General features: G+C 41.0%; 17 protein-coding genes and 1 pseudogene. 11 read left to right on the top strand and 7 right to left on the bottom strand.

Annotated elements, in window-relative coordinates; all coding sequences use genetic code 11:
• Nucleotides 1-35 precede the first annotated feature (35 nt).
• Both stlD and stlC read right to left on the bottom strand, forming a co-directional pair.
• Nucleotides 36-1,184, bottom strand: coding sequence for a beta-ketosynthase StlD (stlD, locus tag EAE92_RS08815; protein ID WP_065391794.1), 1,149 nt, complete (start codon nt 1,182-1,184; stop codon nt 36-38).
• Nucleotides 1,185-2,132: a stilbene biosynthesis aromatase StlC gene (gene stlC / locus EAE92_RS08810; RefSeq protein ID WP_214067810.1), complete on the bottom strand. Its 948-nt coding sequence runs from the start codon at nt 2,130-2,132 to the stop codon at nt 1,185-1,187. It lies immediately after the preceding gene.
• Between the two features lie 944 nt (nt 2,133-3,076).
• Between stlC and EAE92_RS08805 the strand changes: the two genes are divergently transcribed.
• A complete protein-coding gene (locus tag EAE92_RS08805; protein ID WP_214067809.1) occupies nt 3,077-4,468 on the top strand; it encodes an amino acid permease in 1,392 nt (463 codons plus the stop codon).
• A gap of 376 nt (nt 4,469-4,844) precedes the next feature.
• Here EAE92_RS08805 and EAE92_RS08800 read toward each other — a convergent pair whose 3' ends face one another.
• Entirely contained in the window at nt 4,845-5,687 is an 843-nt protein-coding gene (locus tag EAE92_RS08800; RefSeq protein WP_214067808.1) for an alpha/beta fold hydrolase, read from the bottom strand.
• Nucleotides 5,688-6,282: 595 nt separating this feature from the next.
• Here EAE92_RS08800 and EAE92_RS08795 point away from each other — a divergent pair.
• The 7 genes from EAE92_RS08795 (at nt 6,283) to EAE92_RS08765 (ending at nt 13,033) form a co-directional block, all read left to right on the top strand.
• Complete coding sequence (locus EAE92_RS08795) at nt 6,283-6,813, top strand: fimbrial protein (RefSeq protein WP_105398288.1); 531 nt, start codon at nt 6,283-6,285, stop codon at nt 6,811-6,813.
• Between the two features lie 118 nt (nt 6,814-6,931).
• A complete protein-coding gene (locus tag EAE92_RS08790) occupies nt 6,932-7,606 on the top strand; it encodes a fimbrial biogenesis chaperone (RefSeq protein WP_036806327.1) in 675 nt (224 codons plus the stop codon).
• A gap of 37 nt (nt 7,607-7,643) precedes the next feature.
• Complete coding sequence (locus EAE92_RS08785) at nt 7,644-10,184, top strand: fimbria/pilus outer membrane usher protein (protein WP_214067807.1); 2,541 nt, start codon at nt 7,644-7,646, stop codon at nt 10,182-10,184.
• Between the two features lie 19 nt (nt 10,185-10,203).
• Nucleotides 10,204-11,196 carry a fimbrial protein gene (locus EAE92_RS08780; protein WP_214067806.1) on the top strand — a complete coding sequence of 331 codons (993 nt, stop codon included), beginning with the start codon at nt 10,204-10,206 and terminating at the stop codon, nt 11,194-11,196.
• A 364-nt stretch (nt 11,197-11,560) separates the two neighbouring features.
• Entirely contained in the window at nt 11,561-11,926 is a 366-nt protein-coding gene (locus EAE92_RS08775; RefSeq protein ID WP_214067805.1) for a tlde1 domain-containing protein, read from the top strand.
• The gene (locus tag EAE92_RS08770) at nt 11,923-12,456 is read left to right on the top strand and encodes a hypothetical protein (protein WP_214067804.1); all 534 of its coding nucleotides are present in this window, start codon (nt 11,923-11,925) and stop codon (nt 12,454-12,456) included. The genes EAE92_RS08775 and EAE92_RS08770 overlap by 4 nt, the downstream gene beginning before the upstream one ends.
• Nucleotides 12,457-12,505: 49 nt before the next feature.
• On the top strand, nt 12,506-13,033 hold the full coding sequence (locus tag EAE92_RS08765; RefSeq protein ID WP_214067803.1) for a hypothetical protein: 528 nt from the start codon (nt 12,506-12,508) through the stop codon (nt 13,031-13,033).
• Between the two features lie 535 nt (nt 13,034-13,568).
• On the opposite strand, the gene EAE92_RS08760 is transcribed toward EAE92_RS08765, so the two are convergent.
• The 4 genes and pseudogenes from EAE92_RS08760 to EAE92_RS08745 form a co-directional block, all read right to left on the bottom strand.
• Entirely contained in the window at nt 13,569-14,585 is a 1,017-nt protein-coding gene (locus EAE92_RS08760; RefSeq protein ID WP_214067802.1) for a hypothetical protein, read from the bottom strand.
• Entirely contained in the window at nt 14,585-15,025 is a 441-nt protein-coding gene (locus EAE92_RS08755; RefSeq protein ID WP_214067801.1) for a hypothetical protein, read from the bottom strand. The genes EAE92_RS08760 and EAE92_RS08755 overlap by 1 nt, the downstream gene beginning before the upstream one ends.
• Before the next feature lie 168 nt (nt 15,026-15,193).
• Nucleotides 15,194-18,940: pseudogene (gene hrpA / locus EAE92_RS08750) on the bottom strand (ATP-dependent RNA helicase HrpA); the annotation flags it as partial.
• Between the two features lie 491 nt (nt 18,941-19,431).
• Nucleotides 19,432-20,064 (bottom strand): helix-turn-helix domain-containing protein, encoded by a 633-nt coding sequence (locus EAE92_RS08745; RefSeq protein WP_214067799.1) that lies wholly within the window; start codon nt 20,062-20,064, stop codon nt 19,432-19,434.
• 147 nt (nt 20,065-20,211) lie between these two features.
• Here EAE92_RS08745 and EAE92_RS08740 point away from each other — a divergent pair, with 147 nt between their 5' ends.
• The 3 genes from EAE92_RS08740 to EAE92_RS08730 all read left to right on the top strand — a co-directional run.
• Nucleotides 20,212-20,430, top strand: coding sequence for a helix-turn-helix domain-containing protein (locus EAE92_RS08740; RefSeq protein WP_214067798.1), 219 nt, complete (start codon nt 20,212-20,214; stop codon nt 20,428-20,430).
• Nucleotides 20,431-20,450: 20 nt separating this feature from the next.
• Nucleotides 20,451-22,433: a transposase domain-containing protein gene (locus EAE92_RS08735; protein WP_214067797.1), complete on the top strand. Its 1,983-nt coding sequence runs from the start codon at nt 20,451-20,453 to the stop codon at nt 22,431-22,433.
• Between the two features lie 14 nt (nt 22,434-22,447).
• On the top strand, nt 22,448-23,079 hold a 632-nt coding region (locus EAE92_RS08730; protein ID WP_214067796.1), incomplete at its 3' end, for an AAA family ATPase.

Genomic DNA, 23,079 nt, shown 5'->3' with positions numbered 1-23,079 from the left:
TTTCCCCATTCTTCATTAACACTAAGATTAAATATTTACACGACAGTCAGGTGCATGAATGCCCCTGTGAATCTGGCACTTTCAGGGATAAAACATAACAGACGCTGATCTTTCTTCAATTTACCCGACTTCATAAGCTCATCCAACATGATATAAATAGAAGCCGATCCGGTATTTCCTTTCATTGTTAAGTTAGTAAACCAACGCTCTTGTTCAATACCAAAATTAATATCTTCAAGACCCTTGGCAAATTTCATGCGGAAATATTCAGATGAGTAATGAGGCAAGAACCAATCAATAGATTCTGCCGATAAGTTACGATCAGCAACTATCCGTCTCAATGGTTCGGTAAGTGTGTATTTAACGACCCTCTCATTTAAATATCTGACATCTTGTTTGATGCAGAAAACAGAATAGGCAAGCCAATCAGCCTGACTCATTTGAGCCCAACCTTTCAAACTGCCATCTGCTAACTTTTCTCCGCCTGAGTACATACATGTCTCTTGCTCATTAGCAAAAGAGTAAATATCTATCCAATCAATTCGTAATGAAACACCATCAGGTCGAGGTTTGTTTTCAAGTAAAGCAGCGCCGGCGCCATCAGAAAGCATCCAACGTAGAAAATCTTTTTCAAAAGCGATTTCAGGGCGTCGTTCCAGTTCTGCAACCCGAGCTTCGTTTTCACTCTGGAAATTGCGGGCATGCAATACAGTGGAAGGTACTTCCGACGTTGTTGAAACCGCATTACTTGTCGCTCCCGAGAGAACGGACAAATAAGCATATTTCATCGCTGTGATACCCGCAGCACAAGCACTGGAAGTTGAGATAACTTCACATGGTTTATTTTTTAGCTCGCCATGAACCATGAGACCATGACCCGGTATAATTTGATCAGGAGTACCACTGCTTGCTGCCAGAATTTGCATATCGTCTAAAGAGAAGTGTTCATCAACCAAACCTTTTACTGCCTCAGCCGCTAGTTGAGCAGATGTATAAGTTGCCTCGCCTGTCTCCGGATCCAGTGCATAATGGCGATATTTGATACCATTATTGCGAAGGACTATATGACGAGATCTTGATGGACGACCGCCAACAAAACCAAGAACAGATTCCATTGTATTATTATCTATCGGGTTTCCCGGCATAAACGCGGAAACTTTAGTGATATAAACGTTGTTACTCATTTACTTATTTATCTCCTTATCATCATAGCGGGCAGAACCTGAAGGTTGTTCATAGTATTTCTGTAATTCATTAAGACGTTCTTTTAGTAATGGGGCAAGCAAACGGCGCACAACCACTGAAATAGGAAAGACAACTAGTACCATCAATATCAAATAGGTTACAAACAACGCTAATAAAGAGCGTCTTACCCATATCCCTCGTTTGCCTACACGGCAAATCAGCCCGGACCAAAATCTAAACCCTCGATGCGCCGCACGTTCACCGAAAATAAAAGCTTGGTCGACAACCGCCGCTCCCATACCTTTCAACATTGGAGCATCAACTTTCTCTTTATCCGTTTTGAGCGCAGCCAATAATGCGTCACCAAAACGTGTGGCATCTTTAACGTCTTCCTCCGATACACCCGCCCGCGGTAAGCTAGGAAATGGCTGTCTTTTTCCTGTCATTAGCCATATCGGGGTTGTGAATACTGTTGCAAAAAAGTTTGCTTTATCAACAAAGACCACGTTATCGCGCAAATACGCTCCACTTTCATGCAACAATCTTTTGACAGTTTCCTGAGCTATCAACCACATATTTCGGCAAGCAATAACTGTCACCACTGGTCGGCCATTAAGTACACGCTTTCCTTCTTTACTCTTAAGAAATGCTGTTATCGGAGGAGCCGGCGATAAATACCAAACCTGGTAGCCTAATATGACCAAATCAAAAGGTTCTTCTTCTTCCAAATTCAAAGGCGCTAGCTCAGGCGGATGTAACTGTACTGTTTCTGGAAAAACATCAACAAATTTGGAAAACTTCCAGGGAAACGCAAATTCCGGAACCGGTTTCAGAACAACTTCACGGATGTATATCTCGTCAGACTCTTGCAGGGGAGAGATTAAGCTTTTTACCACCTCGGTCAATTGACCACTTTGAGAATATGACACTACAAGAACACGTTTCATATGTTCTAACCTTTATGAATATTTAATACTGAGCCATTCATCGGCACCTAAAAGATAAGAATTTGAATGACAGCTGTCCTCTAACCATCTGAGAATATTTTTTGACGTATGTACATATAATCATTCCTGAAAATTAAAAGCATATACAAGAAAATAAGTTAATAAATGGCAGAGTAATATTTTCACAAACAATATAAATCAAAGCAGTCGTTGTCAACATGATTTTTTTATTTTTATATAAGATTAGTTTTATATCACATTGTGGGAAGTTAATTAGTTACTGATAAAAAAGTTAATGAAAAATATATTAACCTGAATATAAAATTAACAAAATCAATTAAATTTCAATAAATACTTAAATTAAATCAATAAATTAAAAAACACTCTAAATGTTTTAATTTAATGAAATATTTATAACATTATGAAATTACATACTCAATATATTAATTTAACAAATTGACATGAAAACAAAAGATGATTATTACTTGGCAATAATATTGCATGACAAAATAAAAATTAGAGATGAAATTTTCCACAATCATTTTATTAAATTTTGAGATCGATCGAAAAAATTAAAATAAAAATTACTTAATTAGTAATAACACCATAGTACTTCATATTTATCACCTATTTACCTCAATACGACAAACAGCATTATAAAAATAACTCATATAAGCTTATAAAAATAAATTGCGTCTCACTACACTTAATCATCGCCAAACTCACCATCAAACAATGCATAAATTTTATAGTTATTTGCATAGAAAACCATTGCATCCAGCTCATACCCTTCGTAGAATCCCCCCTCTATTTCTAGGTTCAATCTGTCTATCTTTCCGTTCTATACAGCTTGGAAGCGACGAAAACCGGATACCCAGTTCATCTTTATGATCGGGTAATGAACTGGCTAATAATGCAGTTTATGTCACATTAGGAACATATCTTTGGAAAAGAAACTAAGTCTCACAGCTCTTACTGCTCTGGTACTCAGCTCTATGGTCGGCGCAGGTGTTTTCAGCTTACCGCAGAATATGGCTGAAATCGCCAGCCCGGCAGCGTTAATGATTGGTTGGGGAATAACAGGCGTCGGTATCCTGTTCCTGGCTACCTCACTGTTATTACTCTCTCGTCTTCGTCCGGATCTTGATGGAGGGATTTTCACTTATGCCAAAGAGGGCTTCGGTGAACTAATAGGTTTCTGTTCTGCCTGGGGATATTGGTTATGCGCAGTCGTTGCCAATGTTTCTTATCTGGTTATCGTTTTTGCCGCCCTAAGTTTCTTTACTGACAAAGGGGGCATCGTCATCTTTGGCGATGGCAATACTTGGCAGTCCCTATTGGGTGAATCTATCCTACTCTGGTTCGTCCATTGGTTGGTACTCCGCGGCGTTCAAACCGCAGCCGGAATCAACAAATTGGCGACAATGGCAAAATTGCTGCCTTTAGGTGCTTTTATCATACTTGCCGCCATCGCCTTCAAAATGGATATCTTTAACCTTGACTTTAAAGGCATTGATCTAGGCGTTCCTGTCTGGCAACAAGTAAAAGACACCATGTTGATTACTCTTTGGGTTTTTATTGGTATTGAAGGTGCTGTTGTCGTTTCAGCCAGGGCGAAAAAACGGACAGACGTGGGTATTGCAACCATGCTGGCTGTCGTTGCAGCATTAGCAATATATATCTTGGTCACCCTACTCTCCCTTGGATTAGTACCACGACCTGAGTTAGCAGAAATACGCAACCCATCAATGGCAAACCTGATGGTGGGACTCGTTGGTTCCGCAGGCGAAATCATTATTGCCGCCGGATTGATTATCTCCGTCTGTGGCGCTTATCTGAGTTGGACGATCATGGCGGCAGAAGTGCCATTTATCGCTTCCCAACACGGCTCTTTTCCAAAAGTATTTAGCCAGCAAAACCGCAATAATGCACCGTCCTCTTCATTGTGGTTCACTAATGGCGCGGTACAACTCTCTCTTGTTTTGATCTGGTTAAGTGGAAGCAATTACAATTCATTACTGGCAATTGCGTCAGAGATGATTTTAGTGCCCTATTTCCTGGTGGGAGCATTTCTTTTAAAAGTCGCTTTTAATCGTAGCAATAAAGGATTATTACTCATTGCCGTCGGAGCCTGTATTTATGGCATATGGTTACTTTATGCATCTGGTTTAATGAATTTGTTATTGTCTGTTGTTCTCTATGCACCAGGTCTTTTAGTTTTTCTGTATGTACGTCATCAAAACCCGCGGAAAAATAGCTTACATCTGGCTGAAAAGCTCACTATCGCCGTATTGCTGATAACAGCAATCCCTGCCACTGGATTACTGCTCAAGTAATCTCGTCAGATTCAGGCCATTACTCTTCTGTGATGGCTTTCTGGATTTTCATATAGCAGTTTGTCTGGTTTTTTGTTGTTCTTTCATATTCTTGTTAGTGTTATTTTTAATAGTATGTTGTAACTAATATTGTTAGTACAACTTGATTGGTATGGTTTTTTAATCAATTTTGTCGACACAAGGTGTCGAAGAACAAAGCCAAGATGATTTTCAAAGCACCGATGTTGGTGGAGTATTCCAGCTCATCACCGGCATAAGGTGTAAAACTTGAGGCAGGATGTCTATTTTGCCTATTGGCATCATCCCTGATTGGGGCATTCACACCGCAACAAATTCGGTACGAATGCCCTGATAAGGACCAGATATTGTCCTTAAGTTATTTCAGTTTGTCGGCCCAATCCGCAATTGCATCTGCTGCTTCAAGCGGCTTCTCCGCAGGCAGTGCATGGCTGGCTCCTTCAATCACTGCGACAGTAACGCGGTTACCGAACTCGTTTTTCGCCTCCATTCGAGACGATTCAGGTCGGAACGGGTCGGAACTCGCCTGCAAATCGAGGATTGGCGCCGTTCCGCCCGCCCACCAATCCTTGCGATTAGTCAGCTTGCGCGCCGAGGACTGACTTTTTATGACATCAGCATGCCAGCCCTCAAGCCAAGACGTCGGGTCATTGCCTTCCGCGAAGAAGGCAAGTCTAAGTTTCGCCAGCCGCTCTTCACGAGTGGATGTCGGATTACTAATCACCGTGATCGCATCCGAAAGCTCCGAGGGCCAAGATTTCGCCGCGCCTGCCAAAAGCACTATGCCACGCGTCATCTTAGGATAATCCGCGGCAATCGTTTTAGCGATCCAATGGCCATAAGCGTGCCCCACTATGATTGCCTTACCTCCTTCCGCCGCAACCACGGCCGCAAAATCATCAGCAAAGTCGTGGAAGGTCACGTTTTCCATCGGACCGGTTGACCTTGAGATTCCGCGTGGTTCTGGCAAGGCAACGCGATAGCCACGCATCGCCAGCCGATCCGCTAGTGACGCGAACTCCGCCGTTCCTCGCCCGGTTGAAGCAAGAATCATGAGCAATGGCCCTTCCCCACGTACCGAATATTCGATTGATGCCACACCATTTGTGGCGATTTTTTGCTCTACTTGCATAGCCGAAGCAGGACGCGCGACTGCAAGAACGATGGACAAAAAGCCCAATACAAAGACGAACTGTTTCATTTTCCTTCCTTACAGTGTTAATTGCGTCGAGGGTTCATAACCTCAACTGAAATAGGTATTACCACAAACAATAAAATAGAAAGATCACATGAGAAAACTATAGAATAACTTTTTCCAGATTACTTACTCTATCAGAATAAACATGCTCGAAGAGAAAATGACGACAAGAGGTAATAACATGAAAACAATAGAATAAAAAAATAAATTCTTAAGCGCGATAAATTAATTGTGACATAAATCACAATTAATTTTATAACCAATTATTAATTAAAAGATATTCTCATTAATTAGCATAATGATTTATTACATACAATAAATCACATTAATATTAAAAAATAATCCTGTTTAAGAGAAAAATACAGATAAAAGTCTTAAATACAACACATTATCCAGTCATTCTTTGGATTTTTCCTAATTAATCGCTATGATCACCCTGCTTTATCCCCAAAAAGACACAGTTTGAGTTATCGCTATTGTTATTGGGTAGTAAAAGTCATAAATATTTACACGCTGTATTGATGTTTATACAGTTCCCATTAAATCAGTATTTCTATTTCCCTGACGCTATGCTCGGCAGGGTTAGGATCTATTTAAAATGAAAGCTAAACTGATTATTTCATCCTTACTTGCATCTTCTGTATTTATTTCTGTAGCAAATGCAGCCGACGGAAAAATCAACTTTACAGGTAATATCATCGCAAATGCCTGTAAAATCGATACTGACTCTGCAAATCAAAACGTAAACATGGGAACAATTGGCTCAAATGCATTTAGTGGTGTAGATAGTACCGCAGCAGCAACACCCTTTAGCATTAAAATGAGTGATTGCCCACCAGAATATACTCATGCACAAGTTAAATTTGACGGGCAGATAGATAGTAGAAACAACAATCTTTTGGCCTTATCCAATGATAAAGGCCAGGCAGTCGCCGATGGTGTTGCTATTGGTATCTATGAAGAAGATAACTCAACGCTGATTCCTTTGGCAAAAGCTTCCAAATCTCAATCTTTTACTGATCAAAAAACAGCAGAACTGAAGTTCATTGCAAAATATGTTGCTACAGCTCAAACCATTAGCCCTGGCTCAGGCGATGCAGTCGCCAATTTTACGATTGTTTATAACTAAAACAGGCTAAATTTAGAACAGAGCTTCATTCACGTTTTGTTTCTAATAAATAAAGAAGTACAGGGCATGGATGCCCACAAAATAACGCATAAAAACACGAGAAAACGGAGATATTACCGTGCAGTATCAACGCCTATTCACAATAATTTTTCTATATATTATCAGTGTAAATTTCGCTATCGCCGGCGTCGTCATTGGTGGAACCCGTGTTATTTACATGAGTGACAAAAAAGAAGCGTCTATTTCGATAAATAACCCAGAAAAAGATGCCCCTTACCTGATTCAATCTTGGGTCCAAGATGAAAATGATAATATGAAGACCCCTTTTATCGTTACTCCCCCCATCTTTAAACTCGCAGCAGGCCATGAAAATATCCTACGTATTGTAAAAACAGCAAGTAATCTGCCTCAAGATCGAGAATCGCTTTTTTGGTTAAATGTAAAGTCTATTCCTACCTCGGTAAAATCAGATCAGAATCAATTACAAATAACAGTTAAGTCAAAGTTTAAATTGTTTTACCGCCCTGTCAATTTGGCAGAAAAGTCAAGTACCGCATACAAAGAACTCAAATTCCGTACGGAAAACAACTCATTGATCGCAGAAAATCCTACCCCTTACTTCATTTCATTCTCTTACCTTAAAGTAGATCAACATGAAATAAAACCTGCGGGCATGATTAAACCCTTTAGCCAACTAAGCTGGCCTCTGCCGGCAAAGAACATAAAGCAGGTAAATTGGAAAGCAATTAATGATTTTGGCGGCGTTACTGCCGAGGAAAAAACAACCATTTAATAAAACCGTTACATTAATTTATACCAGAAAGTTAATTATGGGAAAGTGCTCACAGCATAAGATTAATAAGCAACCATATGATATTGAACATTCATGGCTCTTATTATTGCCATTTATAGCTGCTGGCGTATTTTTTTACCCTGCTAAAACTTATTCTGAAGATTATTTCAACATTCATGCACTAGAGATAGGTACTGATTCTGGTTCACCTGAAGATATTGATCTCTCTATTTTCACACAAGATGACTATCCGCCCGGTATTTACTGGGTAGATATTTACCTTAATAGAGACAAAATAGATACCAGGAACGTAACCTTTGTCACGATAAATAACAAATTACTGCCCAAGCTGACAATTAAGCAATTACAGGATATGGGAGTAAAAATTGATACATTTCCAGAGCTGTTCAGTTTACCACCAGAAACAGAGTTGTCTGATTTAAGTCAATATATTCCATCAGCAAGCACTCTCTTCAATTTTAGTCAACAAAGACTGGATATCAGTATTCCACAAGCAATGTTAAACAATCAGGCAAGAGGTTATGTTTCTCCTGAATTATGGCAGCAAGGATTAACTTCATTATTAATTAACTATAATTATAGTGGTTCAAATACCTGGCAAGATAATCCATCTGGCTCTACGCAGACCCATTATCTGAATCTTCGAACGGGCGCTAATTGGCAAGCATGGCGTCTACGCAATTATTCTACCTATACCAGTCGTGACAAGAATTGGAAAAGTATTAACACCTATTTACAACGGGATATTCACGCACTAAAAGGGCAATTAACCCTAGGTGATAGCTTTACCCCCTCCTATATTTTTGAAGGCGTCCAATTCCGCGGCTTACAATTAGCTTCTGATGACAATATGTTACCAGACAGCTTACAAGGCTTCGCCCCCAGTGTTCGAGGAATTGCCCAAAGTAACGCTCAGGTTACGATCAAACAAAACGGCTATATCATTTATCAAACTTATGTTTCACCGGGTCCATTTGTTATTAATGACCTTTTTCCAACCACAACAAGTGGAGATTTGGAAGTTATTATCAAAGAAGCCGATGGTCAGGAATACCGCTCTACTCAATCCTTTTCAACTATACCGATTATGTTACGAGAAGGAGGACTCCAATATTCGATAACACTGGGCCAATATCAATCATCAAATAATCGTGGGCAAGAACCCAACTTTGCCCAAGGTGCATTAGTCTATGGTTTCTCGAATAACATCACTACCTATGGCGGTACGATTTTTTCAAAAGATTATCAATCCGTCGCTTTAGGATCAGGTTATAACCTTGGTATATTAGGTTCTCTCTCTTTTGACATCACTCATGCTAATACCGATTTACCATCCAATATAAGTACCAGAGGGCAATCCTACCGCTTTCAATATGCAAAAGATCTTTCATTAACAGGAACTAATTTTACTCTAGCAGGTTATCGCTATTCAACACGTGGTTTTTACGATTTCAAAGAAGCCAATGATATAGATGACTCTAATAAAAGTGACTGGCGTTACCGCACCAATAAAAGAAGTAAATTACAACTGCATATTAATCAATCCTTGGGAGATTTTGGTAGTTTATATCTGTCCGCTCTTCAACAAAATTACTGGCAACAACCTGGCTATGAACGTAATATCAACGCAGGTTATAGTACCAATTATAATAACATTAATTACAGTCTAAATTATACCTATAGCCAACTTCCAGATACGAATAAAAATGAACAACTTTTTTCATTTAGCATACAGATTCCATTAGATCGTTGGCTAAAGAATAGCTGGACCAGTTACAATTTCAATACCAATAAAAACAAAGATATTTCCCACCAAGTCGGTTTAAGTGGTACCGCGCTGGAAGACAATAATTTAATCTATAGTTTACAGCAGAGTTACACAAATCACGCTACTGGCGCTGGCGGTCACATCCATGCGGAATATAAAGGAGCTTATGGTCAACTTAGTACCGGTTATAGTTATGATCGCCACTCTCACCAACTGAATTATGGCCTTCAAGGAGGCATTGTTGCTCACCCATACGGCATTACGCTTTCACAACATTTGGGAGATACATTAGCATTAGTCCGAGCTGATGGCGCACAAGGAATAAAGATCCAAAATAATGTTGGTATCGCCACCGATTGGAATGGTTATGCGATTATTCCTTATGTCAGCAGTTACCGGAAAAATCGAATTGCATTGGATACTCATTCATTAGCAGATAATGTCGATATTGACGTTAATACCCAAACCGTTATTCCTACTCGGGGAGCATTAGTTCTGGCGGATTTTAAAACCCGGATAGGCCATAGAGCTCTAATCAATCTCTATTACCAAGAAAATCTTATTCCTTTTGGCGCGGTTGTCACATTAGAAAAACTCCGTGATATTGATGAAATAAATAGCGCGATTGTTAGTCATGAAGGGCAAGTTTACCTCACCGGTTTACCCGATAGTGGACGATTATTAGTTAAATGGGGTTATAAAGATATTCAGGAATGTGTCGTTAATTACAAATTACCAGAAAAAAGCCCTTTATCCGGTATTTATATAATAGAAGAGCGCTGTAAATAACAACCTACAGGAAAATGCTATGTTTAATATTTACAATAAACTTAAACATTTGTTCATTATCATCAATTTATTAATTGGTTTAATCGTTAGTTCTTATAGTTTTGCTGCTAACTGCCAGTTTGAGAAAGGATTTAAGCCAGAAATCACTCATCTCTCTTTTGGGACCTTATATGTCCCAAGAGATCAACCTATTGGCACAACCATCTACGAATATCGTGCAGATGAATTAGCCAATAAAAACAATATTTTCTATTGCGATACGAACGTTAATACATCATGGGGATATACATCCTATAAAAGCGCGGATTATAACAAAGATGCTATTTATGAATCTGGTGTTCCCGGTGTTGGTATCAGAATAAATACCTGGGGTCCCGGCTATGGTATCGACTGGTTACCCCGTATCGCTAATAATCCTGTAAGCTGTGACAGTTCTGGTCGTTGGTATTGTGGTCAGACATGGGATTATCTGACAATTCAGCTAATAAAAATAGCGCCAACAACAGGTTCTGGTTTTGTCAGAAACGAACAATTAATTCAAGCACGAGTAAATAGCCACATCGTGCATACTTACCGTTTGGGAAACACCAAAATTATTACTAAAAGTTGCTCACTGAAAGATAGCAATATTACTGTTCCTATGGGCGATATTAAAAAAATTGATTTTTCTGGTATTAACAGTACCGCAGGAGGGAAAGATTTTGAGGTTATTTTAGATTGTGATGATGATGTTCAGATTCAACTAATGCTTGATGGAAAAAGAGCAAAAAATAACTTATATCATGTATGGGCGCTTGACCAAAATGATAATCGCACAACTGCTTCCGGTGTAGGTATGCAAATTCTTTACAACAACCAACCTGTCATTATACATTCACAAATAAATATTGGTAATAGCTATTCAAGTGGGAAGTTATCCATCCCTTTACACGCCAGATATTTTCAGACCGATCGCAATATTACCCCCGGCCAAGCAAATGTAACTGCAACAATGACATTAACTTATCAGTAATAATTTATCTGCATCAGTTATAGAGAAGTTATTTCTTGGCTGATGCGCTGTTATTTAATTATTTTTATCTGAAAAGTTTTTGGGAAAACTCAGCAAATTACTCCCACTAATTAACATGTTATGCGTTAATATAGCCGCATCGTTTACGAGTTAGTTCCATTTCTCCTGTTGAATTCAGTGGAACATTTAATCTTATTGATAAACTTTCAAAATAATCATGCTGAATAACCAGATAATAAGGTCAAAATTTATTAATTTCATAAATAAATTTACAAAAAATTTCTTTTATTTACAAAATTATGCTTTTAAAAATGTTTATTAAGTTTAAAGTTAAATTTATTAATATTTACTAATGGAAACAAGTATGACTTGGCAATATTCACAAAGCACTGGTGTACTTACACATAATGGCTCTTTTATTGCAAAGGGCTATAGCGGTCATGGCGCAGGGTTGAATAACCCATCCATGCAGGACGCATATTTAACAGGACCTATTCCACAAGGTCATTATAGAATTAACGGATACAATAATCATAAAGGCCCATATACTGTAAAACTCGTTCCCATTTTAGGAACAAACACTTATGGGAGAGATGCTTTTAGAATCCACGGAGATAGAAATGATGGTTCATATCATCAAGCTTCTGAGGGGTGTATCGTTATAAACGGGGCAGAATTGAGAAAAAGTATTGCTTCATCCAGTGATGATATATTAGTTGTAGTACCATGAAAAAATTACTTCCAATACCAATAATAGCTTTAAACCTTTTAGCTTTTAATTCCTTTGCAACTGAGTTAGAGAAGAATAATCCATACCCTAATCTGACACCAAAGCAAATTATTGAAAAAGTAAATTCAATGGGAGCAAGGAAATTCGTAACATCGACCTTACCTAATACCGATGACAGCACATGGGATTACATTTTATCCCATATATCAAGTGGTGATCCTGAATGGTTGAACATTGTTCCGATATTATCAACTGGGGTTGATGCAGGCTCAGCAGAAGATCTCACAATAGCAGTTGCAACAGCAATACCAAAGAATTCCGCTGTTGTTCTGTCTGTCCTTAATAATGCCAACATTTCAATTAGCACTGAATCTGTATGTTCATTGCCTTTTTATTCAGGTACCGAAGCAGAAATAAACAAATATGTCGTCGAAAGCATTAGGGCACTTTACAAATCAAAAAAAGGAGAAAATTGTTTGAAAATACTTGTTAATACTATCGGTAAATCAAAAAAATTTCAGGAATACTAAACTATGGCGTTTAGATATTCTATTTTAAAAATAGAATTTTGGTGGTTAAATGAAAAAACTGATTATGTTATTAATGCTAGTATCATTCAACTCACTGGCCGTTGATCGTCATATTACGGCTAAAAATCCATATCCGAATTTAACACCAGAGCAATTGAGCCTACAAATAAAACAGCAAGGTGCAAGAGCAGTAATTAAAAATATTCCAGAAGGAGACAACGGAGAATGGGATTATATAACAGATCATATTGCAAGTGGAGATATAACGTGGCTCAAGGTAGCTCCTTTACTTGCAAAGGGAAGTGATGCCCATTCATCAGAAACGCTATCAATAGCATTAGCAACTGCATTACCGAAAAATGTAAACGGAGTATTATCTATTCTTGATGACTCCAATGTTTCAATTAGCACTGATTCTGTCTGTTCTCTACCTTTTTATCAAGGAACAGAAGCAGAATTAAATCAGTATGTCGTTGATAGTATTCGTGCGCTGTATAAAAATAAAAGTGGTGAAAAATGCTTACAAAAGCTTATTTCTGCCACCGGTAATTCAAAATCGTTTTCTGAAGGAGATTAATAATGGCTATTTCTCTATAAGTCGACTAAATAGCCATTAACCACGCATTAAATACGCGACTATATTAAATATATTTTTCTACTAGAAAAGATTTTGATAAAGAATTGTTGGGGCAAAGAGGCTGAATATGAAAATAATAGTCATTAATAACGATACCCATATGGTTTTTTTTACATTTCATTCTAATATGAAAAAATAGTTAACTAATATAGTTAAGAAGAAAAACGTTATAATTGACATAAAAAGTATGGCCATGAATGGCATTTTGCACACCTTGATAGAAATATCATCCATTCTGACAGTTGGGCTGAAAGGGTATAACTGCTTATCCCTATAAGCGATAATATATATATCAGACCTGAGCTGACAGTTACCGGTTATTTATACAGGTATCTGTTAGGCTAAAAGCGTTTACTGGGTACTAATCTTCTTTATTTCTTGCTTTGTCAACTCAACCAATAGATGACCTCACAATAAAAACGGCGTAGAAATGAAAAAAACCACAAGAAGCCGTTCGGCAGGCTGATGTATGATTTTATAGTAGAAGATAAACGCGATACAGAGCGAAAGCCAGAGACGGCAAGCCAAGTATCCAAAGAATAATGCTTAATTGCATACCCTTTAATTTGCCATCAAAAGACAATGAACTTTTTTCAATAGATGATTCAATCCGAGATATAGCGTTATCAAATTTGTTCTCGATTTCTGTAAATCTAGCGTCAAACTTGCCCTCTACTTCTGTAAATTTGGAATCAAATCTATTCTCTAGCTTTGTTAAGCTAGCATCAAACTTACCCTCTACTTCTGTAAATTTGGAATCAAATCTATTCTCTAGCTTTGTTAAGCTAGCATCAAACTTACCCTCTACTTCTGTAAGTTTGGAATCAAATCTATTCTCTGACTTTGTTAATCTGGCATCAAACTTGCCCTCTATTTCTGTAAATTTGGAATCAAATCTATTCTCTGACTTTGTTAATCTGGCATCAAACTTACCCTCTACTTCTGTAAGTTTGGAATCAAATCTATTCTCTGACTTTGTTAATCTGGCATCAAACTTGCTCTCTACTTCTGTAAGTTTGGAATCAAACCTATTCTCTGACTTTGTTAATCTGGCATCAAACTTGCTCTCTACTTCTGTAAGTTTGGAATCAAATCTATTCTCTGACTTTGTTAATCTGGCATCAAACTTGCTCTCTACTTCTGTAAATTTGGAATCAAATCTATTCTCTGACTTTGTTAATCTGGCATTAAGCTGTTCTTCACTTGGTTTCTTAGACAAAGTATTATTGATTACATCTAATTTTTGCATGACAACAGCAACGTCGGTCTTCATTGTACCAACATCACTGATGACTGATTTCAGATCAGCCTTCACATCGCTCATTGTGGCTTTGATATGCTCAACGTCTGATTCAAGTTTTGCTACACGAGCTTCCAACATATCACCACCTCCACCACCATTGCCGTTTCCATACTTCATAGTATTGGACAAATGTTTATGACTTGCAATAATTGCTATATCATTGGCAGAGAATCCGTAAATCTTAGCCATCACTTACCTTCCATGTTAGATGTAACAACAAAATAACTCTCATTTACGTCTATAATTTTGCTATCTGCGGAGTCTAATTCCCCCGAATACAGCTCAACAATAAGCTTATAAATACCTTCATTGGGAAAGTGAACCCTCTTTAATGTCATTGATGAGACCATAATATATTGGTCTGTAGACGTAAAACCAGACAAGTGAATGTATGCTGTATCGTTTCCCTTATCTTGATCATCAAGAACCGATTTATCATCAAAGAACACGTCAATTTTAGTGTAATACAACTCATCTTTACGCAAGAAAACGCCTAAAGCTACATTAAGATACTCTACAGATGGAAAACTATCAGCATATATCCACATACTAGGAGGGTGCATCACATCAATTAACATTCCTTGTCTGATATGTACCGGGTAAGCGAATGATATTTTCTCTAACGTCATGATATTCCTCATATGTTTACTGCTGCTTCACACTCGATACTATTGCTTCTGTAAGAACAAATCCATGACGGCAAGCTCCGTTTGGTGGACAGGACTTAATTAAAACAAAGAACTGGATAAAAATCCAGTGCTTTGTCAATAACCTGATCCACCTTTAGTCTTCTTTGATCAAGAAGCAATTTGCTCCATTGTTTGCAAGATTCGTTTATCAGAGACCGGATATGGCGTACCCAGTTGTTGAGCAAACAAGCTGATCCGCAGTTCTTCAATCATCCAACGAATCTCTTGCACCTCAGGTAATTGTTTCTGTTGCAGTGATAATTTCGCCAGCCATTGCTGCCACTGTTGCTGAACATTTTCGACACGCCACATTTGCGCTTTATCTCTGTGCGGATCAATCGCTAATTTTTCAAGACGGCGCTCAATGCCTTGTAGATAACGCAAGACATCCGGTAAACGTTTCCAACCGTTAACGGTGACAAATCCTTTGAAAACCAGACCAGAAAGCTGCTCTTTGATATCCGATAACGCCAGGGCTAGTGAAATATCAATTCTCCCCTTAAGGCGTTTGTTAATAGCAAAAATAGTGGTGAGTATCTGTTCTACCTGTTTAGCTATTTCCACGACAGTATCGTTCAACTCAGCCCGAACTTTGTCCTGTAGCTGAATAAAATCCTGCTCATTCCAAGCTGGTCCACCATTCACTGCCATTAATTTATCCACACCACAGGAGATACAATCATCAATCAAATCCAGTACCTTGCCATAGGGATTAAAATAGAGCCCCAATTTGGATTTATTCGGCAATTTCTCATGTAAGTATTTAATTGGCGAAGGAATATTGAGCAATAACAGACGACGAGTACCTTCCCACATGGCAATCTGTTGTTCCAATTCAGTTTCAAACAATTTGATACCGATACTCTCTTTTTCATCCACCAGCGCGGGAAATGCTTTAACAGAGTAACCACTGCGTTTTTGCTCATATCGTCCCGGTAATTCACCAAAACTCCAAATATGCAGCCCACTCTGTTCAATCCCATCATCAGCAACAGAGGAAAGTGTCTCCTGAACTTTCTCTTTCAAGCGTAATTTCAGCGCCGATAAATCTTTACCTTCAGAGATAGTCCGATTCTTTTCTCCTGCCACTCGAAATGTCATTTTGAGGTGATCGGGTACTTGCCCCAACTGCCAGTCATCACGTGACACCGTAACGCCAGTTATCCGCCGTAACTCCCTCTCAAGGCTATCTAACAAAGTGGATTGAGGTTGAGATACTCGCTCCATAAATGCCTGAGCATAGTTTGGCGCAGGGACAAAATTACGACGAACCGGCTTTGGCAGTGATTTAATCAGCGCAACCACTAAATCATAGCGAATACCTGGGATCTGCCAATCAAATCCTTCATCCTTAACCTGATTCAGCACCGGCAGCGGAATATGAACGGTCACGCCATCGGCTTGCGTACCCGGTTCAAACTGGTAACTAAGCCGTAATTTCAGCGCATCCTGATACCAGTAATTGGGGTAATCCAACGCACTGATTTTATCGGCATCACCTTTGATCAACATATTTTTCTCAAAATTGAGCAAGTCCGGTTGCTCTTTACCTGTTTTCATCCACCAGCGATCAAAATGGCGGGCAGAAACTACATTCTGAGGTATCCGTTGATCATAGAAACTAAATAGAGTTTCATCATCCACCAAAATGTCTCGACGACGGGATTTATGTTCCAACTCCTCAATTTCCTCGCGTAATTTCAGATTCGCTCGGAAAAATGCATGTCGAGTTTGCCAGTCGCCTTCCACCAGCGCATGGCGGATAAACAACTCACGGCAGAGCATTGGATCAATTTTGCTGTAATTAACCTGACGACTAGCCACAATTGGCAAACCATATAAAGTGACTTTTTCCTTAGCCATTACCGCACCCTGAGATTTTTGCCAGTGCGGTTCGCTATAATGATACTTCACCAGATGTGCGGCTAATGGTTCAACCCATTCAGGTTCTATCCGCGCAGCAATACGTCCCCACAAGCGACTAGTTTCAACCAATTCGGCGACCATTGACCATTTAGGCGGCTTCTTAAATAAACCAGAACCAGGAAAAATAGCAAAACGAGCATTACGCGCACCGGTATATTCCTGTTTATCTGTATCTTTTTGGCCAATATGGGATAACAGCCCAGAAAGTAATGCAGTATGAATGCTGCGGTAATCTGCATCCTGACTATTTACCGACAGACCAATTTCTTTCACAACTTGTCGTAACTGAGTGTATATATCCTGCCATTCTCTGACTCTCAGGTAGTTAAGATAATCTTGACGGCAAAGCTTGCGAAATTGCGAAGAAGAGAGTGCTTTTTGCTGTTCTTTCAAAAAATCCCATAATTTCAGAAATGCGATAAAATCTGAGTCTTTATCAGCAAATCGACGATGTTTCTCATCTGAAGCCTGCTGTTTCTCCAGCGGCCTCTCTCTTGGGTCCTGAATAGACAACGCAGAAGTGATGACCATCACTTCACGCACACAACCATGATGACGAGCTTCCAATACCATACGCGCCAACCGAGGATCAACCGGAAGTTGAGCAAGCTGTCGTCCGATTGATGTAAGACGGTAATTACCCTTGGCCATTGCGCCTTGATTAATGGTGCTCTGGTCAATAGCCCCAAGCTCTTCCAAAAGCCGAACGCCATCCTGAATATTGCGTTTGTCCGGCGGTTGCACAAATGGAAATGCGCTGACATCCCCAAGACCAATCGCTGTCATTTGTAGAATGACCGATGCCAAGTTAGTACGCAGGATTTCTGGATCAGTAAACTCCGGCCGAGAAAGGAAATCATCTTCTGAATACAGTCGGATACAGATCCCGTCGGATACACGTCCGCAACGCCCTTTCCGCTGATTAGCCGACGCTTGTGATATTGGCTCAATCGGCAATCTCTGTACTTTCGTCCGATAACTGTAACGGCTGATACGTGCATATCCGGTATCAATCACATATTTAATTCCCGGTACAGTCAACGAAGTTTCTGCCACGTTAGTTGCCAGTACAATTCTCCGCCCCGTATGCGACTGGAAAATCCGGTTCTGATCACTGTTAGAAAGACGCGCAAATAGCGGCAATACTTCGGTATGACGCAGATTCAGTTTATTCAATGCATCGGCTGTATCACGAATTTCCCTCTCACCACTCATAAAGATCAGGATATCCCCAAGCCCTTCCCGGTTGAGTTCATCAACAGCGTCAATAATCGCCTCAAGCTGATCCCGCTCTCCATCATTATCTTCCCCCATCACCGGACGATACCGCACTTCTACCGGATAGGTTCGACCAGAAACTTCAATAATTGGCGCATGATTAAAATGACGGGAAAAACGCTCAGGATCGATAGTCGCCGAGGTAATAATCACTTTCAAATCAGGACGTTTTGGCAGCAACTGACGCAAATAACCCAGAATAAAATCAATATTCAGACTACGCTCATGCGCCTCATCGATAATGAGCGTGTCATATTGTTTAAGCAACCTGTCATTTTGCAGTTCCGCCAGCAAAATACCATCGGTCATCAGCTTAACCAACGTGTTATCGCCCACATGATCACTAAACCGGACTTTATAACCGACAGCAGAACCCACCGAGGTTTCCAATTCTTCCGCCAGACGATTGGCAACCGCACGAGCAGCCAATCGACGGGGTTGAGTATGGCCGATCAGACCTTTTATTCCCCGACCTAGTTCAAGACAAATTTTCGGGATCTGTGTTGTTTTACCCGAACCGGTTTCACCCGCAATAATGACAACTTGATGGTCACGAATAGCTTTGTAGATATCATCTTTCTTCTGGCTGACGGGCAAGTTTTCTGGATATTTGATCGTTGGACAAGCAGCCTGACGGTTAATGATTTTCTGAGACTCTTTCACTTATATTGATCCTTGTAACTTCTTAACTTTACTGATTAGCCAGCTTTTATTGATGACATAGTTCTTATCGGTAACATGTTTTTATTGACAACACGTTTTTATTGACAACACGTTTTTATTGACAACATAGTAGCATATCCCATCTATTGGCGATAATCTCGGCTGATATTTCCTCGCCATGCTATATTCAACGTGAGTAAAAGTTTTTCAATGTATTGAACCACAAGTAATGAGAAACAAAAAGAAATAGGGAATTGGTGAAAATAAACGGGAATTCACGGGTGTAAATTCAGCGCTGGTGCGGTGTTGAGTGGGTGTGATAAGTTTATCCCTGCCCTGACGGGCAGACTAACTAAAATGAGAAAATTTTTGTGGTTGCCGCTTTTGTGCCACTTATTTTAATAAAACCAGGACGCACGCTATCAGTCATTTAAAACATCTTTAAATAAGCTTTAAAACATAGGCTACTTTAGCCCATGTTAACCTGCTTTGCTGCTCATTTTGTTGTGGTTTGCCGGGACGTGTTCTTTGTCATTGATAGACTCCAAAAATCTCTGTCGCTGTTCATCAGTTAAAGATGCATACAGTTGAGCAAACGCCAATGAGTTGTTAGACACCCCCAGTTTAGCTGGCAGGTCCTCCGGCCAGGGGAATTGCGACTCTTGCTGAATGTCCATCTGAGGTGGAGTTAGTAATACGTTAATACCCTGCCTGAAAACACGGTCAATGACAGCTTCTCGTTCTTCTGCTGTCATTCTGTAAAGAAATGCCAGCCATGCCTTTTCCTGCTCCTCAGTGACATGTTTAGGAGTATCTTTATATACGGTGTCTTGCGTATCATCATCCTTGGAATTTTTTCCAATGGCTAGCCACTCAATAGACACTTCGCATTTTTCCGCGAGAACTGCCAATTTGTCTAAAGCGGGATATGTCTTACCTGACAGGTAAGTTCTCAGAGCTGCTTCTGATATTCCACACCTCTTTGCAAAGCTATTGCCAGATTCACCTCCCATAGCTTGCCTCAATCTGTCCTTAAACTGTGTTATTTCATCTCGTATAAAAACACGATGTATGTTTTTGTCATTAAGCACATGTTTTCCTTCTTTACTCATGATACTAGCTGCCTTTCGCTATCAAACCACGTCTCGCATAAAAACACGCAATTGTATTGACTTCGTGTTTTTATGCGAATATATTTATATCCACACCGATAATCATTAACGCTTATCGGGACAGATAAACCTACTAAGGATCACATAATGCAACAAGACAGGCAAGACTGGCATCGCGCAGATATTCGCGCAGCATTAGAAAAACGTGGCACAAATCTACGCGCGTTGTCTGTTGAAGCGGGGCTGGCAAAAGATACTTTACGTAATGCGCTAGTTCGCCCTTGGCCCAAGGGGGAAAGATTGATTGCTCAGGCAATCGGTGTTGATCCGGCTGTTATCTGGCCGAGTCGTTATAAAAATTCATAATGTCAGGGAGTATGAAGCTGATGGATATTTGGGTTACAGCGCAAGAGTGTGTCGGGCTACCGAATTTACCAACAGCCCCTTTTAACATTTCTAACCGCTTAAAGAAAAATGCAACAACAGAGATGATCCGCAAGCGTGAAGGTTCTAAGGCATTTGAGTTTCATATTAATTGCCTGCCTCCTGTCGCCCGTGCAGCAATACTGAAAAAACAAGGCACGATTGAAATTAACGATCGCCAGTTTGAAATAAAACAACGTCACAGTGAAAGCTACTGCCGGGAATCACTCTGGCAACAATTTAACGCCGCAAGCAATAAGCAGCGTGAAAAAGCACGCCAAAAGTGTGAGGCCGTGATTGCCGTGGCGGGGATGATTGAAACGGGTATCGACACGCTGACCGCATTTGATTCTGTCAGTGATGCGCTACAGGTTCCTCCTGCGAGCATCCGCCGCTGGTACTACCAGGCGAAACCTTTTGACCGCTCTGACTGGCTGGCGGCGCTGGTTGGCAAGCATGGGCACAGTTTGACCTCGCGTAAGAAGAAAGAAGCTGATTGTACATCTGCGGCCTGGGATTTCTTCTTAGCGGATTATCTACGCCCGGAGCAACCAGCGCTACGGACCTGCTATGCCCGCCTTGAGGAAGTGGCTGCGGCACATGGCTGGATAATACCGAGTCTGTCATCCCTGCGGCGAAAACTTGAACGTGAAGTACCCGCCGAACAAGTGGTGCTATTGCGGCAAGGTGAGCACGCATTAATGCGGCTTTATCCCGCGCAAGAACGTACTGTGCTTGAACTGGATGCGCTGGAGTGGATTAACGGCGACGGTTACCAGCATAACGTTTTTGTTAAATGGTTTAACGGTGAAGTTATCCGCCCGAAAACCTGGATTTGGCAGGATATCCGTACCCGCAAAATTCTGGCCTGGCGGACTGATGTGTCCGAGAACAGCGATAGCATCCGCCTGGCCCTGGCTGATGTGATTGAGCAATACGGCATTCCAAAACACATCACTATTGATAACACGCGTGCCGCTGCCAACAAATGGATGACAGGCGGTGTACCGAACCGCTATCGATTCAAAGTTAAAGAAGATGACCCGAAAGGCATCATTCCGCTACTGGGCATTCAACTGCATTGGACGAGTGTGTTATTTGGTCGTGGTCATGGACAGGCCAAACCCGTTGAACGGGCGTTCTCTCACGGCGGTTTAGGTGAAGTCGTCGATAAACATCCCGCTTTGGCTGGGGCTTATACCGGCGCAAACCCGATGGCAAAGCCCGATAATTATGGTGACCGGGTAGTCGATGCGGAAACTTTTTTAAAGGCGCTGGCAGAAGGGATCGCTTTTTGGAACCGTCGGCCTGGGCGCGATACAGAGGTGTGTCTTGGGAAATGGTCGTTTGATGATGCGTTTGAACAGAGCTATCAGGAAAGCACCGTACGCAAGGCAACAGCAGAGCAGCGCCATTTATTGTTGTTACCTGCTGAGGCGGTCACGGTCACCAATGGTGCCTTTACCTTAAACGCAGGCGGTAAAATCCAGTCACGCCGGAACCGGTACTACCACGAGCAGTTGCTGGGGATTAAGCCTAACAAAATTGTTATTCGTTTTGACCCGGCAGCACTGCATGACTCCGTGCTGTGCTACACGCTGGACGGCCGTTTTATCTGTGAAGCCACCTGCATTGAGAAATCCGGGTTTGGTGATACCCAGGCGGCTCGTGAGCATGACCGTAACCGGACCCGGTTTGTTAAACGCACCAAGGAGGCTACTGCTGCACAACGTCGCATGACGGCCCTGGAAGTCGCGGAGCTGATGCCGGAAACCGTCCCGCCAGCACCGCCTGAAAGTCGGGTAGTCGAAATCTACCACCCGGAGGGTAATACCGTACGACGTGTACAGATTGAAGCGCAGCCCGAGCCGGACACCGATTATGACTACGCGTTTGAAAATGCCGTGGCACAACTGCATGAGCAACAGCAGAAAAACACGATTTAATTTAGGAGACTACGATGACCAATATTATAGCGTTGACTCAAACACAAACAGAGCTGGCTGACGTTCGTGCCGCTATCCGAACCATTGTTGAAAGTGACGGCCTGACTTACAGCAATGTCGCCCGCGAAAGTGGCATATCCAGTACCGCGTTATCCCAGTTTATGAATGAAAGCTACAAAGGAGATAACAGCAAAGTGGCCAGTCAATTATCGGTCTGGCTGGAGAACCGCAGCAAGCGCACTAATGAAATGCCGGCCGCCCCGGATTTTGTCCAGACGAAAACTGTGCGGCAAATCTGGAGCGCGTTGCAATATGCCCAACTGGCGCAATGTATCAGTGTCATCTATGGCAGTCCGGGAGTCGGTAAAACCAAAGCCTTGCAACAGTTTGTCGCTGAGCGCCCTAACGTGTGGCTGATCACCGTGTCACCCTCCCGCGCCAGCCTGAGCGAATGCCTGTACGAGCTGGCCCTGGAACTGGGGCTGGGAGATGCACCGCGTCGGGCGGGTCAGCTAGGGAGGGCAGTACGCAGAAAATTGCGCGGCACATCGGGGTTATTGGTGATTGATGAGGCCGACCATCTTGATTATCCGGTATTAGAGGAATTGCGCATCTTGCAGGAGGAGACCGGTATTGGTCTGGCGCT

It is taken from the genome of Photorhabdus hainanensis (assembly GCF_018448965.1).
Lineage (GTDB): Bacteria > Pseudomonadota > Gammaproteobacteria > Enterobacterales > Enterobacteriaceae > Photorhabdus > Photorhabdus akhurstii.
This window is presented reverse-complemented; position numbering and strand designations above follow the sequence as displayed.